Annotated in this window: 19 protein-coding genes and 2 tRNA genes; 8 read left to right on the forward strand and 13 right to left on the reverse strand. The window is 71.0% G+C overall.

Translation table 11 applies throughout. The features are described from left to right. Positions 1-40: 40 nt before the first annotated feature. The 8 genes from DJ021_RS17040 to DJ021_RS17075 form a co-directional block, all read right to left on the reverse strand. Positions 41-775, reverse strand: a complete 735-nt coding sequence (locus tag DJ021_RS17040; RefSeq protein ID WP_111458675.1) for a TlyA family RNA methyltransferase — start codon at positions 773-775, stop codon at positions 41-43. Positions 776-785: 10 nt separating this feature from the next. Next, the gene (locus DJ021_RS17045; protein WP_111458676.1) at positions 786-2,546 is read right to left on the reverse strand and encodes a class I adenylate-forming enzyme family protein; all 1,761 of its coding nucleotides are present in this window, start codon (positions 2,544-2,546) and stop codon (positions 786-788) included. Between the two features lie 112 nt (positions 2,547-2,658). Then, entirely contained in the window at positions 2,659-4,188 is a 1,530-nt protein-coding gene (locus DJ021_RS17050) for a S10 family peptidase (RefSeq protein WP_111458677.1), read from the reverse strand. Positions 4,189-4,347: 159 nt separating this feature from the next. Beyond that, the gene (locus DJ021_RS17055) at positions 4,348-4,539 is read right to left on the reverse strand and encodes a DUF1059 domain-containing protein (protein WP_111458678.1); all 192 of its coding nucleotides are present in this window, start codon (positions 4,537-4,539) and stop codon (positions 4,348-4,350) included. A gap of 114 nt (positions 4,540-4,653) precedes the next feature. Then, positions 4,654-7,335, reverse strand: a complete 2,682-nt coding sequence (locus DJ021_RS17060) for a valine--tRNA ligase (protein WP_111458679.1) — start codon at positions 7,333-7,335, stop codon at positions 4,654-4,656. Positions 7,336-7,505: 170 nt separating this feature from the next. Continuing rightward, positions 7,506-8,105, reverse strand: coding sequence for a DUF2497 domain-containing protein (locus DJ021_RS17065; RefSeq protein WP_111458680.1), 600 nt, complete (start codon positions 8,103-8,105; stop codon positions 7,506-7,508). Positions 8,106-8,236: 131 nt separating this feature from the next. Further along, the gene (locus DJ021_RS17070; RefSeq protein ID WP_111458681.1) at positions 8,237-9,766 is read right to left on the reverse strand and encodes a TolC family outer membrane protein; all 1,530 of its coding nucleotides are present in this window, start codon (positions 9,764-9,766) and stop codon (positions 8,237-8,239) included. A 126-nt stretch (positions 9,767-9,892) separates the two neighbouring features. After that, positions 9,893-10,462: a protein-L-isoaspartate O-methyltransferase family protein gene (locus DJ021_RS17075; RefSeq protein ID WP_111458682.1), complete on the reverse strand. Its 570-nt coding sequence runs from the start codon at positions 10,460-10,462 to the stop codon at positions 9,893-9,895. A gap of 124 nt (positions 10,463-10,586) precedes the next feature. Between DJ021_RS17075 and DJ021_RS17080 the strand changes: the two genes are divergently transcribed. The 4 genes from DJ021_RS17080 to DJ021_RS17090 all read left to right on the forward strand — a co-directional run bounded on the left by DJ021_RS17080 (position 10,587) and on the right by DJ021_RS17090 (position 13,157). Further along, positions 10,587-10,660: transfer RNA gene (locus tag DJ021_RS17080), tRNA-Cys, on the forward strand. Between the two features lie 208 nt (positions 10,661-10,868). Beyond that, positions 10,869-10,987 (forward strand) — tRNA-Cys (locus DJ021_RS19010). Between the two features lie 161 nt (positions 10,988-11,148). After that, complete coding sequence (locus tag DJ021_RS17085; protein WP_111458683.1) at positions 11,149-12,132, forward strand: MDR/zinc-dependent alcohol dehydrogenase-like family protein; 984 nt, start codon at positions 11,149-11,151, stop codon at positions 12,130-12,132. Next, complete coding sequence (locus DJ021_RS17090; RefSeq protein WP_111458684.1) at positions 12,129-13,157, forward strand: Gfo/Idh/MocA family protein; 1,029 nt, start codon at positions 12,129-12,131, stop codon at positions 13,155-13,157. Before DJ021_RS17085 ends, DJ021_RS17090 begins: the two co-directional genes overlap by 4 nt. 3 nt (positions 13,158-13,160) lie before the next feature. Here DJ021_RS17090 and DJ021_RS17095 read toward each other — a convergent pair whose 3' ends face one another. Then, on the reverse strand, positions 13,161-15,251 hold the full coding sequence (locus DJ021_RS17095) for a prolyl oligopeptidase family serine peptidase (RefSeq protein WP_111458685.1): 2,091 nt from the start codon (positions 15,249-15,251) through the stop codon (positions 13,161-13,163). Positions 15,252-15,418: 167 nt separating this feature from the next. On the opposite strand from DJ021_RS17095, the gene paoA reads away from it, so the two are divergent. From paoA to DJ021_RS17110, 3 genes are read left to right on the forward strand one after another with little or no spacing between them, the layout of a single operon-like run. Next, positions 15,419-16,063: an aldehyde dehydrogenase iron-sulfur subunit PaoA gene (gene paoA, locus DJ021_RS17100; RefSeq protein WP_111458686.1), complete on the forward strand. Its 645-nt coding sequence runs from the start codon at positions 15,419-15,421 to the stop codon at positions 16,061-16,063. Further along, complete coding sequence (locus DJ021_RS17105; protein WP_111458687.1) at positions 16,060-17,037, forward strand: FAD binding domain-containing protein; 978 nt, start codon at positions 16,060-16,062, stop codon at positions 17,035-17,037. Before paoA ends, DJ021_RS17105 begins: the two co-directional genes overlap by 4 nt. Before the next feature lie 9 nt (positions 17,038-17,046). Continuing rightward, on the forward strand, positions 17,047-19,278 hold the full coding sequence (locus tag DJ021_RS17110; protein ID WP_111458688.1) for a xanthine dehydrogenase family protein molybdopterin-binding subunit: 2,232 nt from the start codon (positions 17,047-17,049) through the stop codon (positions 19,276-19,278). On the opposite strand, the gene DJ021_RS19015 is transcribed toward DJ021_RS17110, so the two are convergent. After that, on the reverse strand, positions 19,253-19,426 hold the full coding sequence (locus tag DJ021_RS19015) for a hypothetical protein (RefSeq protein WP_165837252.1): 174 nt from the start codon (positions 19,424-19,426) through the stop codon (positions 19,253-19,255). The genes DJ021_RS17110 and DJ021_RS19015 overlap by 26 nt on opposite strands. A gap of 30 nt (positions 19,427-19,456) precedes the next feature. Further along, on the reverse strand, positions 19,457-20,458 hold the full coding sequence (locus DJ021_RS17115) for a helix-turn-helix transcriptional regulator (protein ID WP_111458689.1): 1,002 nt from the start codon (positions 20,456-20,458) through the stop codon (positions 19,457-19,459). A 75-nt stretch (positions 20,459-20,533) separates the two neighbouring features. Between DJ021_RS17115 and DJ021_RS17120 the strand changes: the two genes are divergently transcribed. Beyond that, on the forward strand, positions 20,534-20,854 hold the full coding sequence (locus DJ021_RS17120) for a hypothetical protein (RefSeq protein ID WP_111458690.1): 321 nt from the start codon (positions 20,534-20,536) through the stop codon (positions 20,852-20,854). On the opposite strand, the gene DJ021_RS17125 is transcribed toward DJ021_RS17120, so the two are convergent. Continuing rightward, a complete protein-coding gene (locus DJ021_RS17125; RefSeq protein ID WP_111458691.1) occupies positions 20,851-21,207 on the reverse strand; it encodes a DUF6285 domain-containing protein in 357 nt (118 codons plus the stop codon). The genes DJ021_RS17120 and DJ021_RS17125 overlap by 4 nt on opposite strands. Beyond that, positions 21,204-22,199 carry a phosphotransferase family protein gene (locus DJ021_RS17130; protein ID WP_111458692.1) on the reverse strand — a complete coding sequence of 332 codons (996 nt, stop codon included), beginning with the start codon at positions 22,197-22,199 and terminating at the stop codon, positions 21,204-21,206. The genes DJ021_RS17125 and DJ021_RS17130 overlap by 4 nt, the downstream gene beginning before the upstream one ends. Positions 22,200-22,281 lie beyond the last annotated feature (82 nt).

Here is a 22,281-nt window from a genome sequence, read left to right on the forward strand (position 1 = left end):
GCCGCCTGCTTCACCGCAGGCGGCCTTTTCTTTGGCCGGCTTAGCCGGGCCGCCGCGCCCAGAGCAGGAACTCGCGATTGCCGTCGCCGCCGACGATGGGGCTGTCGGCGGTCGCCTGCACCGCCCAGCCCGCGCCCTCCAGGAAGCCCTTCACGCCCTCCAGCGCGTCAAGCCGCGCCGCCTCGTCCTTCACCAGGCCGCCCTTGCCCACCCGGTCGGGTCCGACCTCGAACTGCGGCTTCACCAGCGCCACCAGATCGGCGCCCGGCGCGGCGAGCGCCAGGGCGGCCGGCAGCGCTTTCGCCAGGCCGATGAAGCTGACGTCGGTGACGATCAGGCCCGGCGGTTCCGGGACCAGCGCCGCGGTGAGCTGGCGGGCGTCGGTGGCCTCCAGGCTCGCCACCCGCGGGTCGGCGGCGAGGCTCGGGTGCAGCTGTCCGCGGCCGACGTCGACCGCGTAGACCCGCAGCGCGCCCTTCGCCAGGCAGACCTCGGTGAAGCCGCCGGTGGAGGCCCCGACGTCCAGCACGACCCGGCCTTTGACCGCCACGGGCCAGAGCTCCAGGGCGTGGGCCAGCTTCAGCGCCCCGCGTCCGACCCAGGGATGCGCCGGCGTGGCGACCACGACGGCCGCCTCGTCGAGCGGATCCGAAGCCTTCAGCACCGGCCGGCCGTCGGCGGTGACGCCGCCCGCCTCGATGGCGGCGCGGGCCTTCGCGCGGCTCCCGAAGAAGCCGCACTCGACCAGCAGCACGTCGGCCCGCCTGCGGCTCACGCCGGCGACGTCAGGCGCTGGCCGGCGCGTCCTCGAACAGCTTCTTCAGCTCGTTCTTGAGGATCTTGCCATTGGCGTTGCGCGGCAGGGTCTCGTGCCAGAAGCGGATCTGCACCGGCACCTTGAAGGCCGCCAGCCGCTCGGCCACATGGGCGCGAAGCTCGGCCTCGGTGGCCTCCGCGCCGGGCTTCAGCGTCACCACCGCCGCGGGCTCCTCGCCCAGCGTCCGGTGCGGGATGCCGACCACGGCGGCGTCCATCACCGCCGGGTGGTCGTAGAGGACGTTCTCCACCTCCACGCAGTAGATGTTCTCCCCGCCGCGGATCAGCATGTCCTTGGCCCGGTCGATGATGAAGCAGAAGCCCTCCTCGTCGAGCTTGGCGAGGTCGCCGGTGCGCACCCAGCCGTCGACGAAGGTCTGGGCGGTCGCCTCGGGCTTGTTCCAGTAGAGCTTGCAGTTCATCGGCCCCTTGGACCACAGCTCGCCCACTTCGCCGGCCGGCAGCACCGTCACGCCGTCGGCGGCGTCGCGGATCTGCAGCTCGGCCACCGCCGCGGCCGGGCCGCAGCTGTCGGGGCGGTTGATGTAGTCCTCGGCGCTGTTGGAGGTCACCGTGGCGCAGGTCTCGGTCATGCCCCAGCCCTGGCCGGGCTGCGACTTGGGGAAGGTCTCGCGGATGCGCCGCACCAATTCCGGCGCCGAGGGCGCGCCGCCGTAGGCCACCGCCTCCAGCGAGGAGAGGTCGTAGTTGGCGCGGGCCGGGTGCTCGATCAGCTGCCAGGCGATGGTCGGCACGCCGCCGGCCGACTGGATCTTCTCGCGCTCGATCAGCTCGAAGGCGCGGACCACGTCCCACCGGTACATCATCACCAGCTTGGCGCCGGAGAACAGCGACGGGTTCAGCACCGCGAAACAGCCGGTGACGTGGAAGAACGGCACCGAGATCAGCGACGAGCGTTGCGGCGCACTGGGGTCGGGGGCCGGAGGCGCCTCGCCGCGGCGCAGGAAGCCGCGGGCGCCGGCGGCGGCGGCGGTCATGATGTTGGAGTTCACCGCCCTCTGGGTGGCGAGCGCGCCCTTGGGCTTACCCGTGGTCCCCGAGGTGTAGAAGATGGTGGCGTCGTCTTCCGGACCGACCTCGGCCGGCGGCAGCGGCTGGTCGGGCAGCCGGCCCCAGTCGTTGGCGCTGCCCAGCACGCTCTCCAGCTTGGCCACCCACGGATGGGCGATCTCCTCGGCCTCGCGGCTGACGTAGACCCGCACCAGGCCCGGGCAGTTCGAGAGGTGCTGGCTGAGCCGCTGGTAGCGCTCGGCGTCGACGATGGCGACCTTGGCGCCGGAATCGGTGAGGCCGTATTCCAGCTCCGGCCCGGTCCACCAGGCGTTCAGCGGGGTGATCACCGCGCCCAGCGAGGCGGCGGCGTAGAAGGCCACCACCCATTCGGGCAGGTTGCGCATGATCACCGCGACCCGGTCGCCCTTGCCCACCCCCTGCGCGGCGAGCTCGCGGGCGAAGGCCGAGACGGCGCGGTAGAAGGCCTCGAAGGTGACCCGTTCGTCCTCGTAGACCAGGAACACCCGCTCGCCATGGGCGCGGGAGGCCTCGACCACCGAGCGCAGCGACGGCGGCAGGTTCTTCCAGACCTTCAGCGGCACGCCGCCGATGACCTTCTCCTCGGTCTCCAGCGGACTGCCCGGCTGCGTCATCAACGCATGCGCCTGGGCGATGGACATGGCGGGCCAGCCGGGAGGCAGCGCGGCCTCGGTCATGGACGTTCTCCTCAAAAACGTACGCCGCTCTGCGTCGGCTACTTCATAAGTGAACAAGCATAACCCAGCGCCGGAGGCAAACGGCCGTTTGAAGGCGAATGTGGCGCCGCCGTCACCCCGCCGCGCCGTAGACGCTCATCACGTCGCGCCGGAACGCCGCCTGGCTGGACGGCCGGCTGTAGAACATGTGGCCGCCCGGATAGATACTGAGCCGCACCCGGTTGGGATCGCCGCTGATCGGCATCTGGTCGATGATCAGGCGCGAGATGAAATAGGGGCACGACAGGTCGTCGTAGCCGTGGGCGATCAGCACCTTCATCTTAGGATCGGCGGCGACCGCCTGGCGCAGGTCGGTGGCCGCGTCGGTCAGCTCGATCCCCTTCTCCCAGTTCTCATTGACGTCATTGCTGAGCGCGTTGAAGCGGCCCTCCACCTTCCAGCCGACCACGCGGGTGTCGAAGTCGACCATGGCGCTGGTGGTCGGCGCGATGATGGCGTCGAGGATCGGGTCGCCGCGACGGCCGTCCGGCGACCACGGGAAGGGATCGTCCTGGGTGACGTTGGAATCGTACCAGCTGCCGATCCGGCCCTTGTCGCGATAGAGCTCGCGCAGGAAGGCGCGGCTTTCGATCCGGCCGCCCGACTGGCGCACGAAGGTCTCGTTCAGGCCGGTGTAGGCGGTGACCTTGCGCACCACCCTCGCCACCGCGTCGGGATCGCGCCGGCCTTTCAGGAGATCATTGACGAACTCGCCGCGGGCGTAGGCCTCCACCTCGGCCATGGCTTCCGGCGACAGGACCTTGCCCTGCCGCTCGTAGTTGGCGGCGGTCATCGACGGCAGGGTGGCCACCCAGGCCATCGGCGAGAAGTCCGGCGCGCTGTCGGCCGACGGCTCCAGGTAGGGCGAGACCATCACCACGCCGTTGACGCCCACCCCCAGCTTGGTCTGCAGGTAGTAGGTGATCTTCGGCGCCCGGAAGCCGCCGTAGCTCTCGCCGGCCACGTACTTGGGCGAGGCCATGCGGCCGTTCTTCAAGAGCCAGTCGTAGACGATCCGCGACAGGTACTCGATGTCCGGCTTGATCGAATAGAACTGCTTCTTGGTCTCGTCCTTGTCGACCAGCGAGCGTGAGAAGCCGGTGCCGACCGGGTCGATGAACACCATGTCGGTGAAGTCGAGCCAGGTGCCGGGATTGTCGGTGAGCCGGGCGGGGTCCGAGGGGCTGTCGCCCTGGGCGCCGAACTGCACCCGCTTGGGGCCGATGGCGCCGAGGTTGAGGTAGACCGACGCCGCGCCGGGGCCGCCGTTGAAGGCGAAGGTCACCGGCCGGTTCGGGTCCTTCGGGCCGTCGAGCACATAGGCGGTGAACACCACCTCGGCGATCTTCTTGCCCTTCTCGTCGCGCACCGGCAGCGAGCCGACGGTGGCGGTGTAGTTGAGAGTCTTGCCGGCGACGTGGGTGACCTGCTTGACGCTGGCGTCGGCGGGGAACGGCGGCAGCTCGACCTTGTCCTTGTCGCCGTCCTTCTTGGCGGCGTCGGCCTTGGCCGGGGCGTCGTCCGCCCACGCAGCCGGGCCGGCGGCGACCAGCCCGAACGCCAGCGCCAGGGCGGCCGCGGCCGCCATCATCGTCCTTCGCATGCAGAATCCCCTCTCGACCGCGGCAAAGATGGCGCAGATCGGGGCTCCGGCAAGCAAAACCGGGGTTGGGCGAGCGCCGGGAGGCCGATCCGGCCGAGCGGGGCCACCGCGGCTCCGGCGCGGTCCTAACGTCGCCAGGCGACCTGGCGGCAGCCCCGCTCAGGCGGCGGGTTGGCCTTCGTGGATGCCCTGCTTGATCATGCTGCGCAGCTCCGGGGTGTCCTGGTGCTGGTGCACGGCCACGGCGTGCTGCACGGCGGCCTCGAGAAGCTCGGACTCGCTATCGGCCGAGATCGCAACGGTGCAGTTGCGCTCGCTCGGGACCTCGCGGCAGTCGATGTACTTGCGCATGACGCCCTCTCGGTTGGGATGCGTCCGCCTGACGGCCAGGCGGGCTGACCTGGCCGCATCATACCCGATCCCCGCCCCGCCGGCAGCAATCGCCGCAGCGGGCGCGGTCCCCGTTCAGGCCACCGCGCCGAGCCGCGCCAGGGCGCTTTCGAGCTTGGCCTTGGCGGTCTCCGCCTCCGCCAGCCGCTCGCGGTTCTCCTCCACCACCTCGTCCGGGGCGCGGGCCACGAAGTCGGCGTTGGCGAGCTTCTTGGCGGTGCGGTCGATGTCGGACGCCAGGGTGGCGACCTCCTTCGACAGGCGGGCGCGTTCGGCCGTCAGGTCGATGAACTCCGCCACCGGCAGGGCCAGCGTCGCGCCCTCCACCACGTAGGGGATCGCGCCCTCCGGCACGGCGTCGACGAAGCGGATCTCCGACACCCGCAGGAGCTGGGCGATCAGCGGCGCGCTGGACTTCAGCACCTGGGCCTGGGCGGGCGTCGCCTCGGCCACCAGCAGCGGCGGCCGGGCCGAATTGGGCACCCGCAGGCCTTCGCGCACGGAGCGGCCTTCGGAGATCGTCTCGATGATCAGCCCGATCTCGGCGTCGGCGACCGGGTCGATCAGGCTCGACGGCAGGTCCGGCCAGCGCGCGGTCATCAGCAGGCCCTGGTAGCCGCGGGCCGCGCCGAGGTCGGCGGTCTGGGCCCACAGCTCCTCGGTGACGAACGGCATCACCGGGTGCAGCAGCTTGAGGATCACGTCCAACGCCCAGGCGGCGGTCGCCTGGGTCTCGGCCTGGGCCTCTAGGTCGGCCGGCGGCTCGTCGGGCTTGCCGAGCAGCGGCTTGGCGAGTTCGACGTACCAGTCGCAGTACTGGCGCCAGATGAAGCGGTAGAGGCCGTTGGCGGCCTCGTCGAAGCCGCAGTCGGCCAGGGCCGCGGTCACCGCCTGGGCCGTGCGGGTGGTCTCGCCGACGATCCAGCGGTTCAGCGGGACCTTGACCTGCGCCGGGTCGAAGCCCTCCGCCCGGGCGCAGCCGTTCATCTGGGTGAAGCGGGTGGCGTTCCACAGCTTGGTGCCGAAGTTGCGGTAGCCCTCGATCCGCTCGCGCGACAGCTTGATGTCGCGCGCCGCCCCGGACATCGCCGTCAGCGTGAAGCGCAGCGCATCCGCGCCGAACTCGTCCACCAGCTCCAGGGGGTCCAGGACGTTGCCCTTGGACTTGGACATCTTCTTCCCCTCGGCGTCGCGCACCAGGGCGTTGATGAAGACGCGCTTGAAGGGGACCTCGCCCATGAAGTGGATGCCCTGCATCATCATCCGGGCGACCCAGAAGAAGATGATGTCGAAACCGGTGATCAGGGTGTGGGTCGGGTAGAACCGGCGCAGGTCGTCGGTCTCGTCCGGCCAGCCGAGCGTCGAGAACGGCCACAGCGCCGAGGAGAACCAGGTGTCGAGGACGTCCTCGTCCTGGCGCAGGACTTCGTCGTGGCCGTAGTGCTCGCGCGCCTCGGCCTTGGCGGCTTCCTCGGTCTCGGCGACGAAGATCCGGCCGTCCGGCCCGAACCAGGCCGGGATGCGGTGACCCCACCACAGCTGGCGCGAGATGCACCAGGGCTGGATGTTCCGCATCCACTCGAAATAGGTCTTCTCCCAGTGCTTGGGGACGAAGACGGTGGCGTCATCCTCGACCGCCTTGATGGCGGGCTTCGCCAGCTCCTCGGCATTCACATACCATTGGTCGGTCAGGTAAGGCTCGACCACGACGCCGGAGCGGTCGCCATGTGGGACCATATGGCGGGTCTTCTCGATCCCGCGCAGCAGGCCAAGCTCTTCGAACTGCGCGACCACCTTCTTGCGGGCCGCGAACCGGTCGAGGCCGCGGTACTCGGGCGGGGCGTTGTCGTTGATCCGCGCGAAGTCGTCGAAGACGTTGATCATCGGCAGGTTGTTGCGCTTGCCGACCATGAAGTCGTTGAAGTCGTGCGCCGGGGTGATCTTCACCGCGCCGGAGCCCTTTTCCGGATCGGCGTACTCGTCGGCGATGATCGGCACCGGTCGACCCACGATCGGCAGCCGCACGGCGCGGCCGATCAGGTCCTTGTAGCGCTCGTCCTTGGGGTGCACGGCGACCGCGGTGTCGGCGAGCATGGTCTCCGGCCGCGTGGTGGCGACCACGATCTCGCCGGAGCCGTCCTCCAGCGGATAGGCGAAGTGCCAGTAGTGGCCGTCGACCTCGCGCTGCTCGACCTCCAGGTCGGAGATCGCCGTCTGGAAGTGCGGGTCCCAGTTCACCAGCCGCTTGTCGCGGTAGATGAGCTTTTCCTTGTAAAGGGTCACAAAGACCTTGCGAACCGCCGCCGAGAGGCCCTCGTCGAGGGTGAACCGCTCGCGGCTCCAGTCGCAGGAGGCGCCCAGGCGGCGCAGCTGGTTGACGATCTGGCCGCCGGACTTGGCCTTCCACTCCCAGACCTTGGCCACGAAGGCCTCGCGGCCCAGGTCGCGACGGCTGTGATTGCCCTGCTCGGCCAGCTGGCGCTCGACGACCATCTGGGTGGCGATGCCGGCGTGGTCGGTGCCGGGCAGCCACAGCGCCGCCTTGCCGCGCATCCGCTCGAAGCGGATCAGCACGTCCTGCAGGGTGTTGTTCAGCGCGTGGCCGATGTGCAGGGAGCCGGTGACGTTCGGCGGCGGGATGACGATGGAGAACGGCTCGGCGGCCGGGTCGTCGATGGGCGCAAAGCCGCCCGACGCCTCCCAGGCGGCGTAGAGGCGCGGTTCGACGGTCTTGGGATCGAAGGTCTTGTCGAGCATGTCCGAAATTCTGGCTGGGCCGGTCCAATACAAGTCCGCTCGCCCCCACGGAAGCAGGGACCCAGGCTTTTTCCGTTTTCAGCGGGATGGCTGGCGACGGCCTGCGAGCGACAGGCTCAGTAGCACAAAAGCACCGGGGTCCCCGCTTTCGCGGGGATGAGCCGCGAGGGTTAGCGTACTCGGCCGCGGGCGATGCGTTCGACTTCGGATTCCACCGCCTGCTGGACGATCACCGGCAGGTTGTCGTCGAGCCACTGCTGCAGCAGCGGCCGCAGGAGTTCGCGCACCACGTCCTCCAGCGTGCGGCCGTGCTCCGGCATCAGCATCGCCGCGGACAACTGCCCGAAGGACGAGGCCGCAGCCGTCGCGGCGCGCTCGCTCACCAGGGCTTCCACCGCGCGGGCCGCGGGCGCAGCCGGTGCGGACACGGGCGCAGGCGCGACGGCGGCCGGCGCGCTGGGCGTGTAGACGTCGAGATCGCCGTGGGTTTCGACCTTCTCGGTCAGCTCCAGGGCGTCGTCGTCCTCTTCGATCGGCTCGGCGGCGGCCTGCACCGGCTCCGGCTCCGGCGCGGGCGGCGGAGGCGATTCGGGCTCTTCGGCCGCCTCCGGCTCAGCCGCGGCCTCGGCCTCGACGGGGGCCGGCGGCTCGTCAACCTGCGGCGAGGTCTCGTCTGCAGCGGCCGGCGGCGCATCGTCTTCGGAGATGATGCGGCGGATGGAGGCGAGGATCTCCTCCATCGTCGGTTCTTGCGAAGTCTGTTCGGACATGGGCTGACCGCCGAGTGAAAGGGAGAATCCGTTGGCCTAGCCTAGGCCTGCCGCAGCGATCCTGCAATTTCCGGCGCCGCTTTATACGCGCGGCGGATTCGCCCGCCACGCGAGTCGTCGCCGGCGGACCCTTAAGGCCGGGGCGCGGGGGCCGGCGGCGCGGGCGGCGGTTGCAGCCCTGGCGCGATCGGCGCCTCGACCGGCCGGTCCCTGGGAACCGGCGCCGGCGCGGCGGTGACGACCCGGTCGATGATGGAGATCGGCTCTTCCCACGGCACCCAGCCCCAGGTCAGCCGCAGCCGGCGGAAATTGGCCTTGGCGTCGTACTGCGGCTGCGTCGGGATCAGGTCGCGGGCTTCCAGCCGGCCCATGGTCAGCAGCACCGTGGCGGAGGCCACGTACTCGTCGTGGCTGGCGCTGATCTGGTTGAGCTGCGCGGCGCGCAGCTCCTGTTCGGCGTTCAGGACGTCGAGGGTGGTGCGCAGGCCGACCTGCTGCTCCTGGCGCGTGCCCTCGGCGGCGATGAGCGTGGCGCGCACCTGCTCGGCGGTCGAGGCGATGTTGGCCCGGTCGGCGATCAACTGGTTCCACGACTGGGTGAGCGTCTGCAGGACGCTGCGGCGCTGGGTCTCGATGGTGATCCGGTCGGAGTTGTTGCGCTCGATGGCCTGGCGGATGCGCGAGGTGGTGAGCCCGCCGTTGAACAGCGGCACCGTCAGCGTCACCGCCGCCTGCACTTCGGTGTTGTAGCGACCCTGGTTGAAGGGCGCCACGGGGCCGTTGTTGAAGCTCAGGCTGCTCGACCCGGAAAGGCTTGGCATCCGCTCCGCCCGGGCGCCCGCCACCCGCGCGCGGCTCGCCGCCTCGGCGTACTGCTGGGCGCGCAGCGTCGGATTGTTCTGCTCGGCGATGGTGAAGGCGTCGTCGACGTTGCCGGGCATCAGATAGGCCAGCGACGGCTCGGGCGCGAGATCGCCGGGGTTGTGCCCGACCAGGGCGGCGTAGGTCGCCCGGCTGACCGCCAGCTGCGCCTGAGCGCTCTGGAGCTGCGCCTGGGAGGCCGCGAGCCGCGCCTGCGACAGGGCGACGTCGGTGCGGGTGATCTCGCCCACGTCGAACCGGGCCTGGGATTCTTCGAGCTGCTTGCGCAGGACCTCCCGGTCCTGCTGGTGGACGTCCAGCGCCTGCTGGTCGCGGCGCACGTCCACATAGGCCTGGATCACGGATCCGAGCACCTGGCCCTCGACCCGCCGCAGGTTCTCCCTGCCCTGGAGGATGTCGCCGGTGGCCGCGGAAACCGCCGCCGCCACCCGGCCGCCGGTCCAGATCGGCTGCGAGAACGACAGCACCGCGACCCCGAAGTTCGCCTCTCCGATCGTCCGCTGGCCAAACTGGGTCAGAGCCGCGCGCGGGGTGCGGATCTCCTGGTAAGCCGCCTGCGTCTGGAACGTCAGCGTCGGGCGCCATCCGGACCGCGCCTGCACGTAGTTCTCGTCCAGCGCCCGCTGGGTGGCGCGCTGCGCCTGCAGGGTGGGGTTGGAATCGTAGGCCAGCGCAATGGCGTCGGCGAGGGTTTCGGCGCAGGCCGGCGCGGCTGCGACGACGGCGACTCCCCCGCTGAAGATCGCGGCGAGCAACCGTCCGCGAAAGCTCTTCGACATACCTGATCCCCGAGGTCAGAAAAGATTTGGACCCTATATGCCGGGGCATGCCGCCCAGACCAAGTGGCCTTCTGCTTAAGCTTTTGTCACCGAGACATTAATTTCCGGCGGCGTTTCTAATCAGTCCTATAGGGCGAAACCGTGTTGCGCCTCGAACCCCGGCATGACCGGCGGCGTGGCGTCGAAGAGCTCGCGACGTCCGACGCCGTCCTCGGCGCGGACATAGAGGCAGGCCCGGCCCACCGGACCGTCCCGCTCCACCACGCCCAGCCGGCCGCCGAGCGCCAGCGCATCGCGCCAGGCCTGCGGCGCGCGGGCCACCGCGCCTTCGCAGACGATCAGGTCGTAGGTCTCGTCGCCCAGGGCGGTTAGGTCTTCGCCGTCCAGGCGGGTGACCGGCAGGCCGATGGCCTCGATCACCGCGGCCGCGTAGGGCGCGGCGATGGCCAACGCGCGCTCGCCCGGCATGGGCCGGAGCGCCTGCAGCAGCTTGCCCACGTCCCGCGGCTTCAGCAGCCAGCGGCCGGGCTCGTAGGCCACTTCCATGTCGGCGTAGGCCATGTAGACCCGGTCCGGGACGAACCGCTCCCGGGCGATCTCCCGCATGGCGTCGTGGATGCGCACGTCGGTGACGTCGGCGGTGCGCACCTGGCTTTCCACCATGTTCAATCGGGCGGCGGCGAGGTCAGCCATCAGGTCCTCTGGATGGAAGGAAGCGTCGGCGGCTTATAGGTCCGCGCCGCGGCCTTAGGCAATCGGCGCGTGTGCGGAGAGAGATTGCCGCGAGCAGGACCTTTTGTTAGTCATCCGGCCCTTCGGCGGCCTGATGGCGGAGTGGTTACGCAGCGGACTGCAAATCCGTGCACCCGAGTTCGATTCTCGGTCAGGCCTCCAACCCTCCCCCGCGTAAAATCCGGTGGTTAGCCGCCCTGCCCCAGCCCTTCTGGCTGTCGGCCCGTCGCGTCCGCGCCGCAAGTTAAATCCCGAGGGTTTTCAACGGCCGCAATCCGCTGGCGCTGCGCAGCCGGGAGACGCCCCGGCCGGCCCTGAAGCTGGAAGGTAGGGGTCCGGCCCTCATTGGCCGTCTCTACAGTAGCCCTACGTCCCAGTGGCAGAGTGGTTATGCAGCGGGCGGCAACCCCGCAGTCTCCCTCAGGAGCACCGGGTTCTATCCCTGGCTGCTCCTGTGGGGGCACCCAGGTTCGATTCCTGGCTGGGACTCCTACCTCTCAGGGCGATGTTCTCGGCCAGGCCCTCCGCTTTCCCCGACATTCGCAACCACCCGCCGCCGCCGCGGCCGGAACAAAGCTCGGCAGATCAGGTTCTGGCGCCGGGTGTGAGAACGCGGGCGCCGCAAGGCGCGCGGCTTTGGGAATGCCAGGATGGATGGGGCCTTCGCCGGCGCTGACGCCATGCGGGCCGCGGTGCTCTTCGGGCCGGGTCAGATCCGGACCGACAGGGTCGCACGGCCGGCGCCGGGGGCCGGCCAGGTCCGGGTGCGGCTGGAAGGCTGCGGGGTCTGCGCGTCCAACCTGACGCCCTGGGAAGGCCCGGAGTGGATGCGGTTCCCCACCGAGCCCGGCGCGCTCGGCCACGAGGGCTGGGGCGTCATCGACGCGGTGGGCGACGGTGTCGGAGACCTGGCGGTCGGCGATCGGGTGGCCGCCCTCTCCTACAGCAGCTACGCCGAGTACGACCTTGTCGACGCCGAGGCGGCCATCCCCCTGCCCGACGCGCTCGCCGGCCAGCCCTTCCCCGGCGAGCCGCTGGGCTGCGCCATGAACATCTTCCGCCGCAGCGAGATCCGCGCCGGCCAGACGGTGGCCATCGTCGGCATCGGCTTCCTGGGCGCGATCCTCACCCGGCTGGCGACCGAGGCCGGCGCACGGGTGATCGCCATCTCGCGGCGCGAATTCGCCCTGGACGTCGCGCGCCGGATGGGCGCGGCCGAGGTGGTCCCCATGGACGACCACAACGCCATCATCGCGCGGGTGAAGGCGCTCACCGGCGGCGTCTTCTGTGACCGGGTGATCGAGGCGGTCGGCAAGCAGTGGCCGCTGGACCTCGCCGCCGAGCTGACCCGGGAGCGCGGCAGGCTGATCGTCGCCGGCTATCACCAGGACGGGCCGCGGCAGGTCAACATGCAGCTGTGGAACTGGCGCGGGCTCGACGTGATCAACGCCCATGAGCGCGATCCCAAGGCCTATGCCGACGGCGTCCGCGAGGCGATCGGGGCGGTCGCCTCCGGCCGGCTCGACCCCAGCAGCCTCTACACCCACATCTATCCGCTGGAGCGGCTGGACGAGGCGCTGAACGCCACCCGGGACCGCCCCGACGGCTTCCTCAAGGCGCTGGTGATCCCGTGAGCGAGGCGCCGGCCGGCAAGCCGGCGCAAGGCCGCGTCGTCGCCCGCCCCCGCGTGGGCTTCCTCGGCGTCGGTTGGATCGGCCGCCATCGCCTGGAGGCGATCCTGGAAGCTGGCGCGGTCGAGGTCGCCGCCATCGCCGATCCCTCCGTCGAGATGGCCGCGGAGGCGGGCAGGCTCGCGCCCGGCGCCGCCCTGGTCGGCACACTCGACGACCTCCTCGACAGCGGCGTCGACGGCGTGGCGATCGCCAGCCCCAGCGCCCTGCACGCCGAACAGGCGATCCGCGCCCTGGCCTGGGGCGCGGCGGTGTTCTGCCAGAAGCCGCTCGGCCGCACGGCCGACGAGGCCCAGGCGGTGGTCGACGCCGCGCGGGCGGCCGACCGGTTGCTGTGCATCGACCTCTCCTATCGCTTCACCGAGGGCATGCGGCAGATCCGCGAACTGCTGGCGGCCGGCGAGCTGGGCCGCGTCCATGCCGTCGACCTGGTCTTCCACAACGCCTACGGCCCGGACAAGCCGTGGTTCTACGACCCTGCTCTCGCCGGCGGCGGCTGCGTGATGGACCTGGGCGTGCACCTGGTGGACCTGGCGCTCTGGGCGCTCGATTTCCCGCAGGTAAACGAGGCTGCCGGCAAGCTGTTCGCCGGCGGCGAACCGCTGGCCGGCCGGTCCGACACGGTCGAGGACTACGCCGTCGCCACCCTGGAGCTGGCGACCGGCGCCGTGGTGCGGCTCGCCTGCTCGTGGCGGCTGCAGGCCGGGTGCGACGCGGTGATCTCCGCCAGCTTCTACGGCACGGAAGGTGGGGCGGCGCTGAAGAACCTCGGCGGCTCGTTCTACGACTTCACCGCCGAGCGCTACCGCGGCACGGCGCGCGAAACCCTGGCCTCGCCACCGGACGCGTGGGGCGGCCGCGCCGCCGCCGACTGGGCCCGGCGCCTGGCGGCCGGCGAGCGCTTCGATCCCGCCGCCCAGCGGCTGGTGGACGTCGCCCGGGTGCTCGACCGGATCTACGGCCGCTAGGCGTCAGTCCATCAGCCGCTGCGAGAGGTAGGTGTACTCCAACGCCTGGCGCATCGCCCGTTCGTTGAGGTTGGCCGCCGCCGCGTGGCCGCCGTCGATGTTCTCGTAATAGAGGAAGTCGTAGCCGAGCTCCTTCAGGCGCGCGGCGGCCTTGCGCGCGTGCGCCGGATGCACCCGGTCGTCCTTGGTGGAGGTCTCGATCAGCACCTTCGGATAGGGCTGCCCCGCCTTCAGGCGCTGGTAGGGCGAATAGGTCTCGATCACCGCCCGCTCGGCCGGGATCGCCGGGTCGCCGTACTCGCCGACCCAGGAGGCGCCGGCCCCGATGTGGGTGTAGCCGATCATGTCGAACAGCGGCACCTGCACCACCACGGCGTTGTAGAGCTCCGGGTGCTGAGTCAGGGCCACGCCCATCAGGAGGCCGCCGTTCGACCCGCCCATGATGCCGAGCTTCTTCGGGTTGGTGATCTTGCGGTCGATCAGGTCGCGGCTGACGGCGAAGAAGTCGTCATAGACCCGCATGCGGTTCAGCTTCAGGCCGGCGTTGTGCCAGCGCGGCCCGAACTCGCCGCCGCCGCGGATGTTGGCGATGACGTAGACCCCGCCGCGCTCCAGCCACAGCTTGCCCACCGTCGCCGCGTACGACGGGGTCTGGCTGACCTGGAAGCCGCCGTAGGCGTAGAGCAAGGTCGGCGCCTGGCCGTCCAGCTTCAGGTCCTTCGGCCGGACCACGAAGTACGGAACCTTGGTCCCGTCCTTCGACGTCGCCCAGAACTGCTCGACCACGTCCCGGGAGGCGTCGAACCGGGCCGGCGTGGTCTTCAGGAGCTCCGGCTTGCCGGCGGTGGCGTCGGCCAGCCACTGGCTGGAGGGCTCCAGGAAGCTGGTCACGCCGATCAGCATGCGGTCGTCGTGGTCGGAGGCGGAGCTGATGCCGATCGAGGAGTCCTTCGGCAGGTCGAGGCGGGTCGACGTCCAGCCCTGGGGGCCGCGCCGGAAACTCAGCACCTGGCCTTTGACGTTGTCGTAGAGCGCCACGACCAGCCGGCTGCGGGTGGTGGCCACCTGCTCGATCGCCTGGCTCTGCGTCGGCCGCAGCACCAGGGAGGCCGCCAGCTGGGCGGGGTGGGCCTTCACGGCGGCGAGGTCGAAGTCGATCAGGTCGCCCTGTTTGAACCCCTTGGCCGTCCAGTCCTCCTCCAGGCTGACCACCAGGCGCCCGTCCACGAAGCCCTGCACGGTGGACTTGGTCGGCAGGTCCAGCTTCACCACGCCGTTGGCGGTGAGCAGGTGATGCTCGGTGTTGAAGAAGTCGGTCGCCCGCTCGATCAGCACCGCCTGGACCTGGCCGGAGGGGTCGCGCAGGACCGTCGGTGCGACCGACACGTCCTTGACGTCGCCGCGGAACAGCTCCGTGGCCGACGACAGCGGCTGGCCGCGCTTCAGCCGCTTGACCACGTAGGGATAGCCGGACTCGGTCACCTCGCCCTTGGCCCACTCGGTGCCGAGGATCAGGGTGTCGCGGTCGAGCCAGGCGTAGTTGGACTTGGCTTCGGGCAGGCTGAAGCCGCCGGTGACAAACTGGCCGGTGACGGTGTCGAACTCGCGCACCGAAGCGGCGTCCTTGCCGCCGTCCGACAGCTCCACCAGGCAGAGCCGGTCTTCGGGCGCCAGGCAGGTCGCCCCGTGCCAGACCCAGTTGGCTTTCTCGGACCTGGCGAGCGCGTCGAGGTCGATGAGGGTGCGGAACTGCGGCTCGCCGCTGCGGTAGCTGGCCAGGGTCGTGGTGCGCCAGATCCCACGCACATGGGTCGCGTCCTGCCAGAAGTCGCGCAGCTCGCCCGTCCCGGCGAAGCCCACCGCCGGAATGCGGTCGGTGGCGGTGGCGATCTTCAGGGCGTCGGCATAGAAGCCGGCATAGCGCGGATCGTTCTGCAGCTGCGGCAGGGATCGGGCGTTCTCCGCCTTGGCGAAGTCGAGCGCACGGGCGCCGTTGATCTCCTCCAGGTAGGCGTTGGGATCGTCGGTCGGCGCCGGCGCCGCAGCCATCAGGAACACTCCCGCCATCAGCGTCGCGAACGCACGCATCTTCATGTGGTCAACCCCCGCTCCGGTCCCAGATGACGGGAAGGCGGCGGCGAGCTCAAGACGATTTTCCATGCTGCATCGCCGGATCGCGGCGCGCGCCTGGGCGTTTCCGGACAGTCGATATCCGCCCCCTGAAGCGCCGGGATCGTCTTCCGTGTCCCTTGGAGCGCCCGATGCCCGCTTCCGAGGAGCTGACGGGATTCCTGCCCGTCTCAAGGAGAACCGCAATGCACGCAGGCGCAGCGCTTGGCGCAACGGCCGTCCTGGGGCTTGGCGACGCCACCGCCGCGCCGCAGGCCCGAACGCCTGAGACCGCGACGATCCGCCTGAAGGTCAACGGCCAGGAGCGCAGCCTGACGCTCGACACCCGCACCAGCCTGCTGGATGCGCTGCGCGAGCACCTGGAACTGACCGGCTCGAAGAAGGGTTGCGACCACGGCCAGTGCGGCGCCTGCACGGTGCTGGTGAACGGGCGGCGCATCAACGCCTGCCTGTCGCTGGCGGTGATGCACGAGGGCGACGAGGTCACCACCATCGAGGGGCTCGGCGATCCCGACCACCTGCATCCGATGCAGGCCGCCTTCCTCGAACACGACGGCTTCCAGTGCGGCTACTGCACGCCGGGCCAGATCTGCTCGGCGGTCGGCATGCTGGCGGAGTCCGCGCCCGGCGTGCCCAGCTACGTGACCGCCGACCTCGCCGCGGCGGCGGCGCTGGACGACCACGAGATCCGCGAGCGGATGAGCGGCAACATCTGCCGCTGCGCCGCCTACCCGAACATCGTCGCCGCCATCAAGCAGGCGGGAGGCCTGGCATGAGGGCCTTCAGCTACGAACGGGCGGAGACGCCTGAGGGCGCGGTCAAGGCCGCGGCCGGCCATCCCAACGCCAAGTACATCGGCGGCGGCACCAACCTGCTCGACCTGATGAAGCTGGAGATCGAGACCCCGAGCCATCTGGTCGACGTCAACCACCTGGGGCTCGACAGGATCGAGGAGACGCCCGACGGCGGGCTGCGCATCGGCGCCCAGGTGCGCAACAGCGACCTGGCCTGGGATCCGCGCGTGCGGACGCGCTACGGCGTGCTGTCGCGGGCGCTGCTGGCGGGGGCGTCCGGCCAGCTGCGCAACAAGGCCACCACCGGCGGCAACCTGCTGCAGCGGACCCGCTGCTACTACTTCTACGACCCCGCCAAGCCCTGCAACAAACGTGACCCCGGCTCCGGCTGCTCGGCGCTCGACGGCTTCAACCGCATCCTGGCGGTGGTCGGGACCAGTCCCAAGTGCATCGCCACCCACCCCTCCGACATGGCCGTCGCCATGCGGGCGCTGGACGCCACCGTCGAGACGGTGTCCGCCGAGGGTCGCCGCGCGATCCCGATCGCCGAGCTCCACCGCCTGCCCGGCGACCATCCCGAACGGGACACCACCCTGAGCGCCGGCGAGCTGATCACCCACGTCACCCTGCCCCCGCCGCCGCCGGGCGTGCAGATCTATCGCAAGGTCCGCGACCGGGCTTCCTACGCCTTCGCCCTGGTCTCGGTCGCCGCCGTGGTCGACACCCGCGGCGGCGAGATCCGCGGCGGCCGCCTGGCGTTCGGCGGCCTGGCGCACAAGCCGTGGCGGGTGGAGGCCGCCGAGCAGGCGCTGGCCGGACACCCCGCGTCCGCCGCCGCCAACGCCGCGGCCGACCGCGTGCTGGAGGGGGCGAAGGGCTTCGGCTCCAACGACTTCAAGATCCCGCTGACCCGCCAGACGCTGGCGGCGGTGCTGTCCCAAGCGGCCCAGGCCTAGGAGCCGGCGATGGAATTCAAGGCTCCGATCCCCGACACCCCGCTCGACCACCGCCGCAATCCGGTCCTCGGCAAGCCCATCGACCGGGTGGACGGCCGGCTGAAGGTCACCGGCCGGGCGACCTACGCCGCGGAGTACGCCGGCCAGGGCAAGGTCGCCTACGGCTACGTCCTGCCGTCGGCCATCGCCAAGGGCCGCATCGCCGCCATCGACACCGCGGCGGCCGAGCGCGCGCCGGGCGTCCTGGCGGTGCTGACCTACAAGAACGCCAGTCCGCCGCAGGGCCAGGGCAAGCGCAGCCCGGACGGCCCGATCGCCGCCAAGAAGGCGGTGCCGCAGCTCGCGGACCCCCGCATCGACCACTACGGCCAGCCGGTGGCGCTGGTCGTCGCCGAGACCTTCGAGCAGGCGCGGTCGGCCTCGCGGCTGATCCAGCCGGTCTACGACCGCACCCCGCCGGCCTCGGAGCTGAAACCGCACCTCGCCCAGGCGATCAAGCCGGAGGAGCGCGAGCCGGACAGCGCCGTGGGCGACGTCGACGCCGCCTTCGCCGCGGCGCCCGTGAAGCTCGACGTCACCTACACCACGCCGCCGCAGAGCCAGGCGATGATGGAGCCGCACGCCACCATCGCCGCCTGGGAGGGCGACAAGCTCACCCTGCACACCTCCCACCAGATGATCTCGCACGGGATCGGCAGCGTCGCGGCCACCCTGAACATGCGCAAGGAGAACGTCCGCATGGTCAGCCGCTTCGTCGGCGGCGGGTTCGGCGGCAAGCTGGACGTCTGGCCGGACTGCATCCTCGCCGCGCTAGCCTCGCGCAAGTTGGGCGGGCGACCGGTGAAGGTGGTGCTGGCGCGGCCGCAGATGTTCGAGATGACCGGCCACCGCCCGCAGACCCTCCAGCGCCTGAAGCTGGGCGCCGAGCGCGACGGCCGGCTGACCGCCATCGCCCACGACACCTGGTGCGACAACAATCCGAACGAGACCTTCTACGAGACCGCGGCCATGGCGACGCGCAGCCTCTACGCCGCGCCCAACCGGCGCACGAGCCACCGGCTGGTGCACCTGGACATCCCGGTGGGCTGCTCGATGCGCGCGCCGGGCGAGGCGGTCGGCCTCCTGGCGCTGGAGTGCGCCATGGACGAGCTGGCGGAAAAGCTCGACCTCGACCCCATCGAACTGCGCGTCCGCAACGAGCCGAAGGAGGACCCGGAGAAGCACGTCCCCTACTCCACCCGCCAGCTGATCCCCTGCATGCGCGAAGGTGCGCGGCGGATCGGCTGGGAGCGGCGCAAGGCCAGGCCGGGCGACGTCCGCGACGGCCGCTGGCAGGTGGGCCTCGGGATGGCCGCGGCGACCCGCAACGTCATCCTGCAGCCGTCAAGCTGCCGCATCACGCTCAATCCGGACGGCACGGCGACCGCGCGGATGGCGATGACCGACATCGGCACCGGGACCTACACCATCATGACCCAGGTCGCGGCCGACATGCTGGGCCTGCCGATCGACAAGGTGAGCGTGCTGATGGGCGACACGGACTTTCCCCACGCCGCCGGGTCCGGCGGGTCGTTCGGGGCCAACAGCGCCGGCTCGGCCCTCTACGCCGCCTGCGAGGTGCTGCGGGAGAAGCTCGCCCAGGCCGCCGGCGTCGATCCGGCCCAGGCGCGGCTGGAGGACGGCCGGCTGGTGGCGGGCAACGTCTCCAAGACCCTGGTGCAGCTGGCCGCCGGGCAGCCCGTCGAGGCCGCGGCGGAGTTCAAGCCGGGAGACCTGACGGAGCAGTACGCCCAGCAGTCCTACGGCGCCCATTTCGTGGAGGCCGCGGTGGACATGGACACCGGCGAGATTCGCGTGCGGCGGATGGTCAGCGTGGTGACCGCCGGACGGATCCTCAACGAGAAGACCGCCCGCTCCCAGTGCCTTGGCGGCATGACCATGGGGCTGGGCGCGGCGCTCACCGAGGAGCTGGTGATGGATCCCCGCTTCACCTCCTACGTGAACCACGACCTGGCGGAATACCACGTGCCGGTGAACGCCGACGTGGCCGACCTGGAGGTGATCTTCCTGCCGGAGCTCGACGACAAGGCCAGCCCGCTGAAGTCGAAGGGCCTGGGCGAGCTGGGCATCTGCGGGGTCGGGGCGGCGGTGGCCAACGCGGTCTACAACGCCTGCGGCGTGCGGATCCGCGACTATCCGCTCACCCTCGACAAGGTCATGGCCGGCCGTCGACCGGCGTGAAGCGTTCGCGCCAGATCGTCAGCGCCAGGTTCGGGCGCACCAGGAACAGCGCGCTCCAGACCGCGAGCACGCCAAGGTAGCGCAAGCCCCGGCGGCGGCCGCGGACCTTAGTTTCGTAGAAGCTGGCGTAGTCGGCGGTGGCGGTCATGGCGGTCTCCTCGTCTGGTGAGGAGAAGCTCTAGGCGCCGCCTGCGTCAGATCCGGACGTATGCGCGCGCCCGGCCAGCACGATCTGCTCGAGCAGGGTCTCGCGCAGGATAGGCGGGGCCAGCACCTGCACCTTGTCGCCCCAGGTGAACAGGTGCCAGGCGAGCTCCAGCATGCCGCTGGCGCGGAAGCGGACCAGGACGGAGCCGTCGGCCTGCGGCTCGACGCTCTGGTTGGCGTGGAAGCGCCACCGCACCGCCTCGTCGGCGCCCGCCTGGGTGATCCGCAGCACCACGTCCTGCACCTCGTCGTGGTAGATGCCGAAGCTCTCGTCGGCGTAGTCCTGCAGCGAGAAGGCCTCGGGCCGGGCGGCGGGGCGATCGACCACCTCCACGTCGTGGATCCGGTCCAGCCGCCAGTTGCGCGGCCCGGCCTGCACGTCCTCCGCCGCCACCAGATAGTTCGAGCGCCCGAACAACACGCCGAACGGCGTCACCTCCCGCACCCGCCCGGGGGTCGAGCCGCCTTCGTAGCGGAAGCGCAGCGCCGACAGCGACTTCACCGCCTCGCGCACCGCCGACAGCACCGTCTCGTCCTCGAACGGCCGGGGCCCCGCCTGGACGGCGATGGTCTCGGCCTGCAGCAGGGCCTCGAGGTCGGGCGCCAGCCTGCGCCGCGCCGCCGCCCGCGTCGCCGAGAGCACCTTCTGCTCCAGCGACAGGAGGGCGCCGGCCCGGGTCTGGGCGCCCTGGGCTGAAAACATCTCCGCCGCGCCGCGCAACGCCGCCAGCTCGTCGGCGGTGGGCGCCTGGAAGAGCCCGTCGAGCCCCGACGGGATGCGGAAGCGCCGAGTGGGCGGGTCGTCCACCTCTTCGAGCTGCGGGAACACCTCGCGTACGGCGTCGCGCATCCGCTCGGCGGTGCGCCGGCCGACGCCCAGCCGCTCGGCCATCTCGTCCAGGGTCAGCCCCTCGGCGGTGCTGGCCAACAGCCGCGCCAGGTCCAGCAGCCGACCGGCTTTTTCATGGCGCATAAAACCTACGTCCGATTCTGTCGCACCGGGACATCAGAACCGAAGCAGACCCGACCTGCAACGGAGTTTCGCCCGATGGCCTCCCAGTTCCGCCCCCGCAGCTTCGCCCCCAAGGCCGCCCCCAGGACGGCGAAACGTCCCGCCCGCCCGCTCACCCCGGCCCCGCTGCCCGGCGCGGTGGTCGACGCCCTGCTGCGCTACCACGACGAGGAGCTGGACCAGGGCGGCGGCCGCACCTTGCTGCGGTTCAGCGCCCGGCGGCTGCGCGACGCCGAGGTAAAGGCCGCGCTCGGCGACCAGGCGGCCCGTGCGGCCGGCGTCTCGATCCTCTGGAACGCCCGCGAGGAGGAGATCATCCGGGTGTTCGAAGCCGCCGACGCCCGGTTGGCAGCCTAAGCCCCCTCGTGCCGATAGCCCGGCTGGTCGATGGCCAGCTGGTCGACGACGTTCGCCCGCAGCGCGGCCAGCAGCCCCGGCGTGGCCGCGTCCATCCCGCCGTCGCGCAGGCGCTCGCAAAGCTCCCAGGTGAGGCCCTCGTAGGTGCCGCCATGGCCCAGCAGGTCCGACAGCCGCTCCACCGCCGCGGCCTTGGCGGCCTCGCCCTGGGCCAGCTCGCGGCCGACCGCGGCCAGCGCATTGGCCGCCACGCGCGCCAGGAAGGCGTTGCGAGGGTCGAGGCCGGGGCGGATCTGCTCGATCCAGCGGGCCACCGCCTCGGTCAGCTCCTCCGGCTTCGGATGGGTGATCACAGGCCCGCCTCCAGCAGGTTCAGTAGATCGATCTCGGTCTCGGAAACTCTACGCCCGATCATCGGCCGCTCCACCGAGGGCGCCGCCCCGGTGGCCCAGCTGGCGTACATCATCAGGCACATGACGCCCCACTTCAGCGACCCCAGCGCCTGCCAGTAGCGCAGGCGGGCGAGCGCGATCGGTTCGCCGCCCGCCGCGGCGTAGCCCGCCAGCAGGTCCTCGTAGGCGCCGAACCCGCCCACCGGCCGGTCGGGTCGGCCGAACCGCCAGGAATTGACGCAGATCCAGCCCAGGTCCTCCGCCGGATCGCCCAGGTGCGACAGCTCCCAGTCCAGCACCGCCGCCACGCCCTTCTCCGCATCGATCATCAGATTGCCGTTGCGGAAGTCCCCGTGCAGCAGCACCGGCGGCCGCGGCTCCGGCGCATGGGCCCGCAGGTGCTGGAACGCCAGCTCCAGCACCGGCCGCTCGGCGCCGCTGGCCCGATAGATCTCCTCGTAGCGGCCGAGCTCCGCCAGGGCGTCGGCGGTCTTCAGCTGCGCCTGCGGCGGCGCCGGCGTGGCGTGGATCCTCGCCAGGATCTCGCCGCACTGCCGCGCCAGCCTCGGCCGCACGGCCTCGAAGCGCGGGTCGCCGACGATCTTGCGGCCCAGGGTCTCGCCGGCCACGCGGCGGGTGACGTGCGCCTCGCCCAGGCCGTCAGCGGCGTCGCACAGGTGGACCAGCGGCGGCGCGGGCGCGCCGTGGGCGGCCACCGCCCGGATCAACGCGGCCTCCGCCGCCAGGCTGGTGGAACGGGAGCTTTCCGGATCGAAGGCCCCGGCGCGGCGGCGCAGGATCAGGGCCTCGCGCGCATGTCCCCGCACGACCTCGAAGGCCCAGGTCTCCATGCTCGCGCCGCCGGTCAGCCGCTGGGCGTTCTCCAGGCGCGCGCCCGGTCCGGCCAGCCTCACGGCCAGACGCGAGAGCGCCTCTGGAACGTCGACGTCCATGACCCGACGGAACCTCCCTTTTATGTTCTAGTCGGTGATCTGGCGGGGGTTCCGGCGGCTTGTAAATGCCTCCCTGGGGTCA

The sequence above is a fragment of the Phenylobacterium hankyongense genome (genome assembly GCF_003254505.1).
In the GTDB taxonomy this organism is placed as follows: Bacteria; Pseudomonadota; Alphaproteobacteria; order Caulobacterales; family Caulobacteraceae; genus Phenylobacterium; species Phenylobacterium hankyongense.

Bases quoted from the DNA above. Each gene is read 5' to 3' on its own strand.
- DJ021_RS17045 (WP_111458676.1), bottom strand. From the start codon at position 2,546: ATGACCGAGGCCGCGCTGCCTCCCGGCTGGCCCGCCATGTCCATCGCC.
- DJ021_RS17110 (WP_111458688.1), top strand. From the start codon at position 17,047: ATGGAATTCAAGGCTCCGATCCCCGACACCCCGCTCGACCACCGCCGC.
- DJ021_RS17070 (WP_111458681.1), bottom strand. From the start codon at position 9,766: ATGTCGAAGAGCTTTCGCGGACGGTTGCTCGCCGCGATCTTCAGCGGG.
- DJ021_RS17055 (WP_111458678.1), bottom strand. From the start codon at position 4,539: ATGCGCAAGTACATCGACTGCCGCGAGGTCCCGAGCGAGCGCAACTGC.
- DJ021_RS17050 (WP_111458677.1), bottom strand. From the start codon at position 4,188: ATGCGAAGGACGATGATGGCGGCCGCGGCCGCCCTGGCGCTGGCGTTC.
- DJ021_RS17060 (WP_111458679.1), bottom strand. From the start codon at position 7,335: ATGCTCGACAAGACCTTCGATCCCAAGACCGTCGAACCGCGCCTCTAC.
- DJ021_RS17065 (WP_111458680.1), bottom strand. From the start codon at position 8,105: ATGTCCGAACAGACTTCGCAAGAACCGACGATGGAGGAGATCCTCGCC.
- DJ021_RS19015 (WP_165837252.1), bottom strand. From the start codon at position 19,426: ATGACCGCCACCGCCGACTACGCCAGCTTCTACGAAACTAAGGTCCGC.
- paoA (WP_111458686.1), top strand. From the start codon at position 15,419: ATGCCCGCTTCCGAGGAGCTGACGGGATTCCTGCCCGTCTCAAGGAGA.
- DJ021_RS17130 (WP_111458692.1), bottom strand. From the start codon at position 22,199: ATGGACGTCGACGTTCCAGAGGCGCTCTCGCGTCTGGCCGTGAGGCTG.
- DJ021_RS17105 (WP_111458687.1), top strand. From the start codon at position 16,060: ATGAGGGCCTTCAGCTACGAACGGGCGGAGACGCCTGAGGGCGCGGTC.
- DJ021_RS17120 (WP_111458690.1), top strand. From the start codon at position 20,534: ATGGCCTCCCAGTTCCGCCCCCGCAGCTTCGCCCCCAAGGCCGCCCCC.
- DJ021_RS17095 (WP_111458685.1), bottom strand. From the start codon at position 15,251: ATGAAGATGCGTGCGTTCGCGACGCTGATGGCGGGAGTGTTCCTGATG.
- DJ021_RS17085 (WP_111458683.1), top strand. From the start codon at position 11,149: ATGGATGGGGCCTTCGCCGGCGCTGACGCCATGCGGGCCGCGGTGCTC.
- DJ021_RS17115 (WP_111458689.1), bottom strand. From the start codon at position 20,458: ATGCGCCATGAAAAAGCCGGTCGGCTGCTGGACCTGGCGCGGCTGTTG.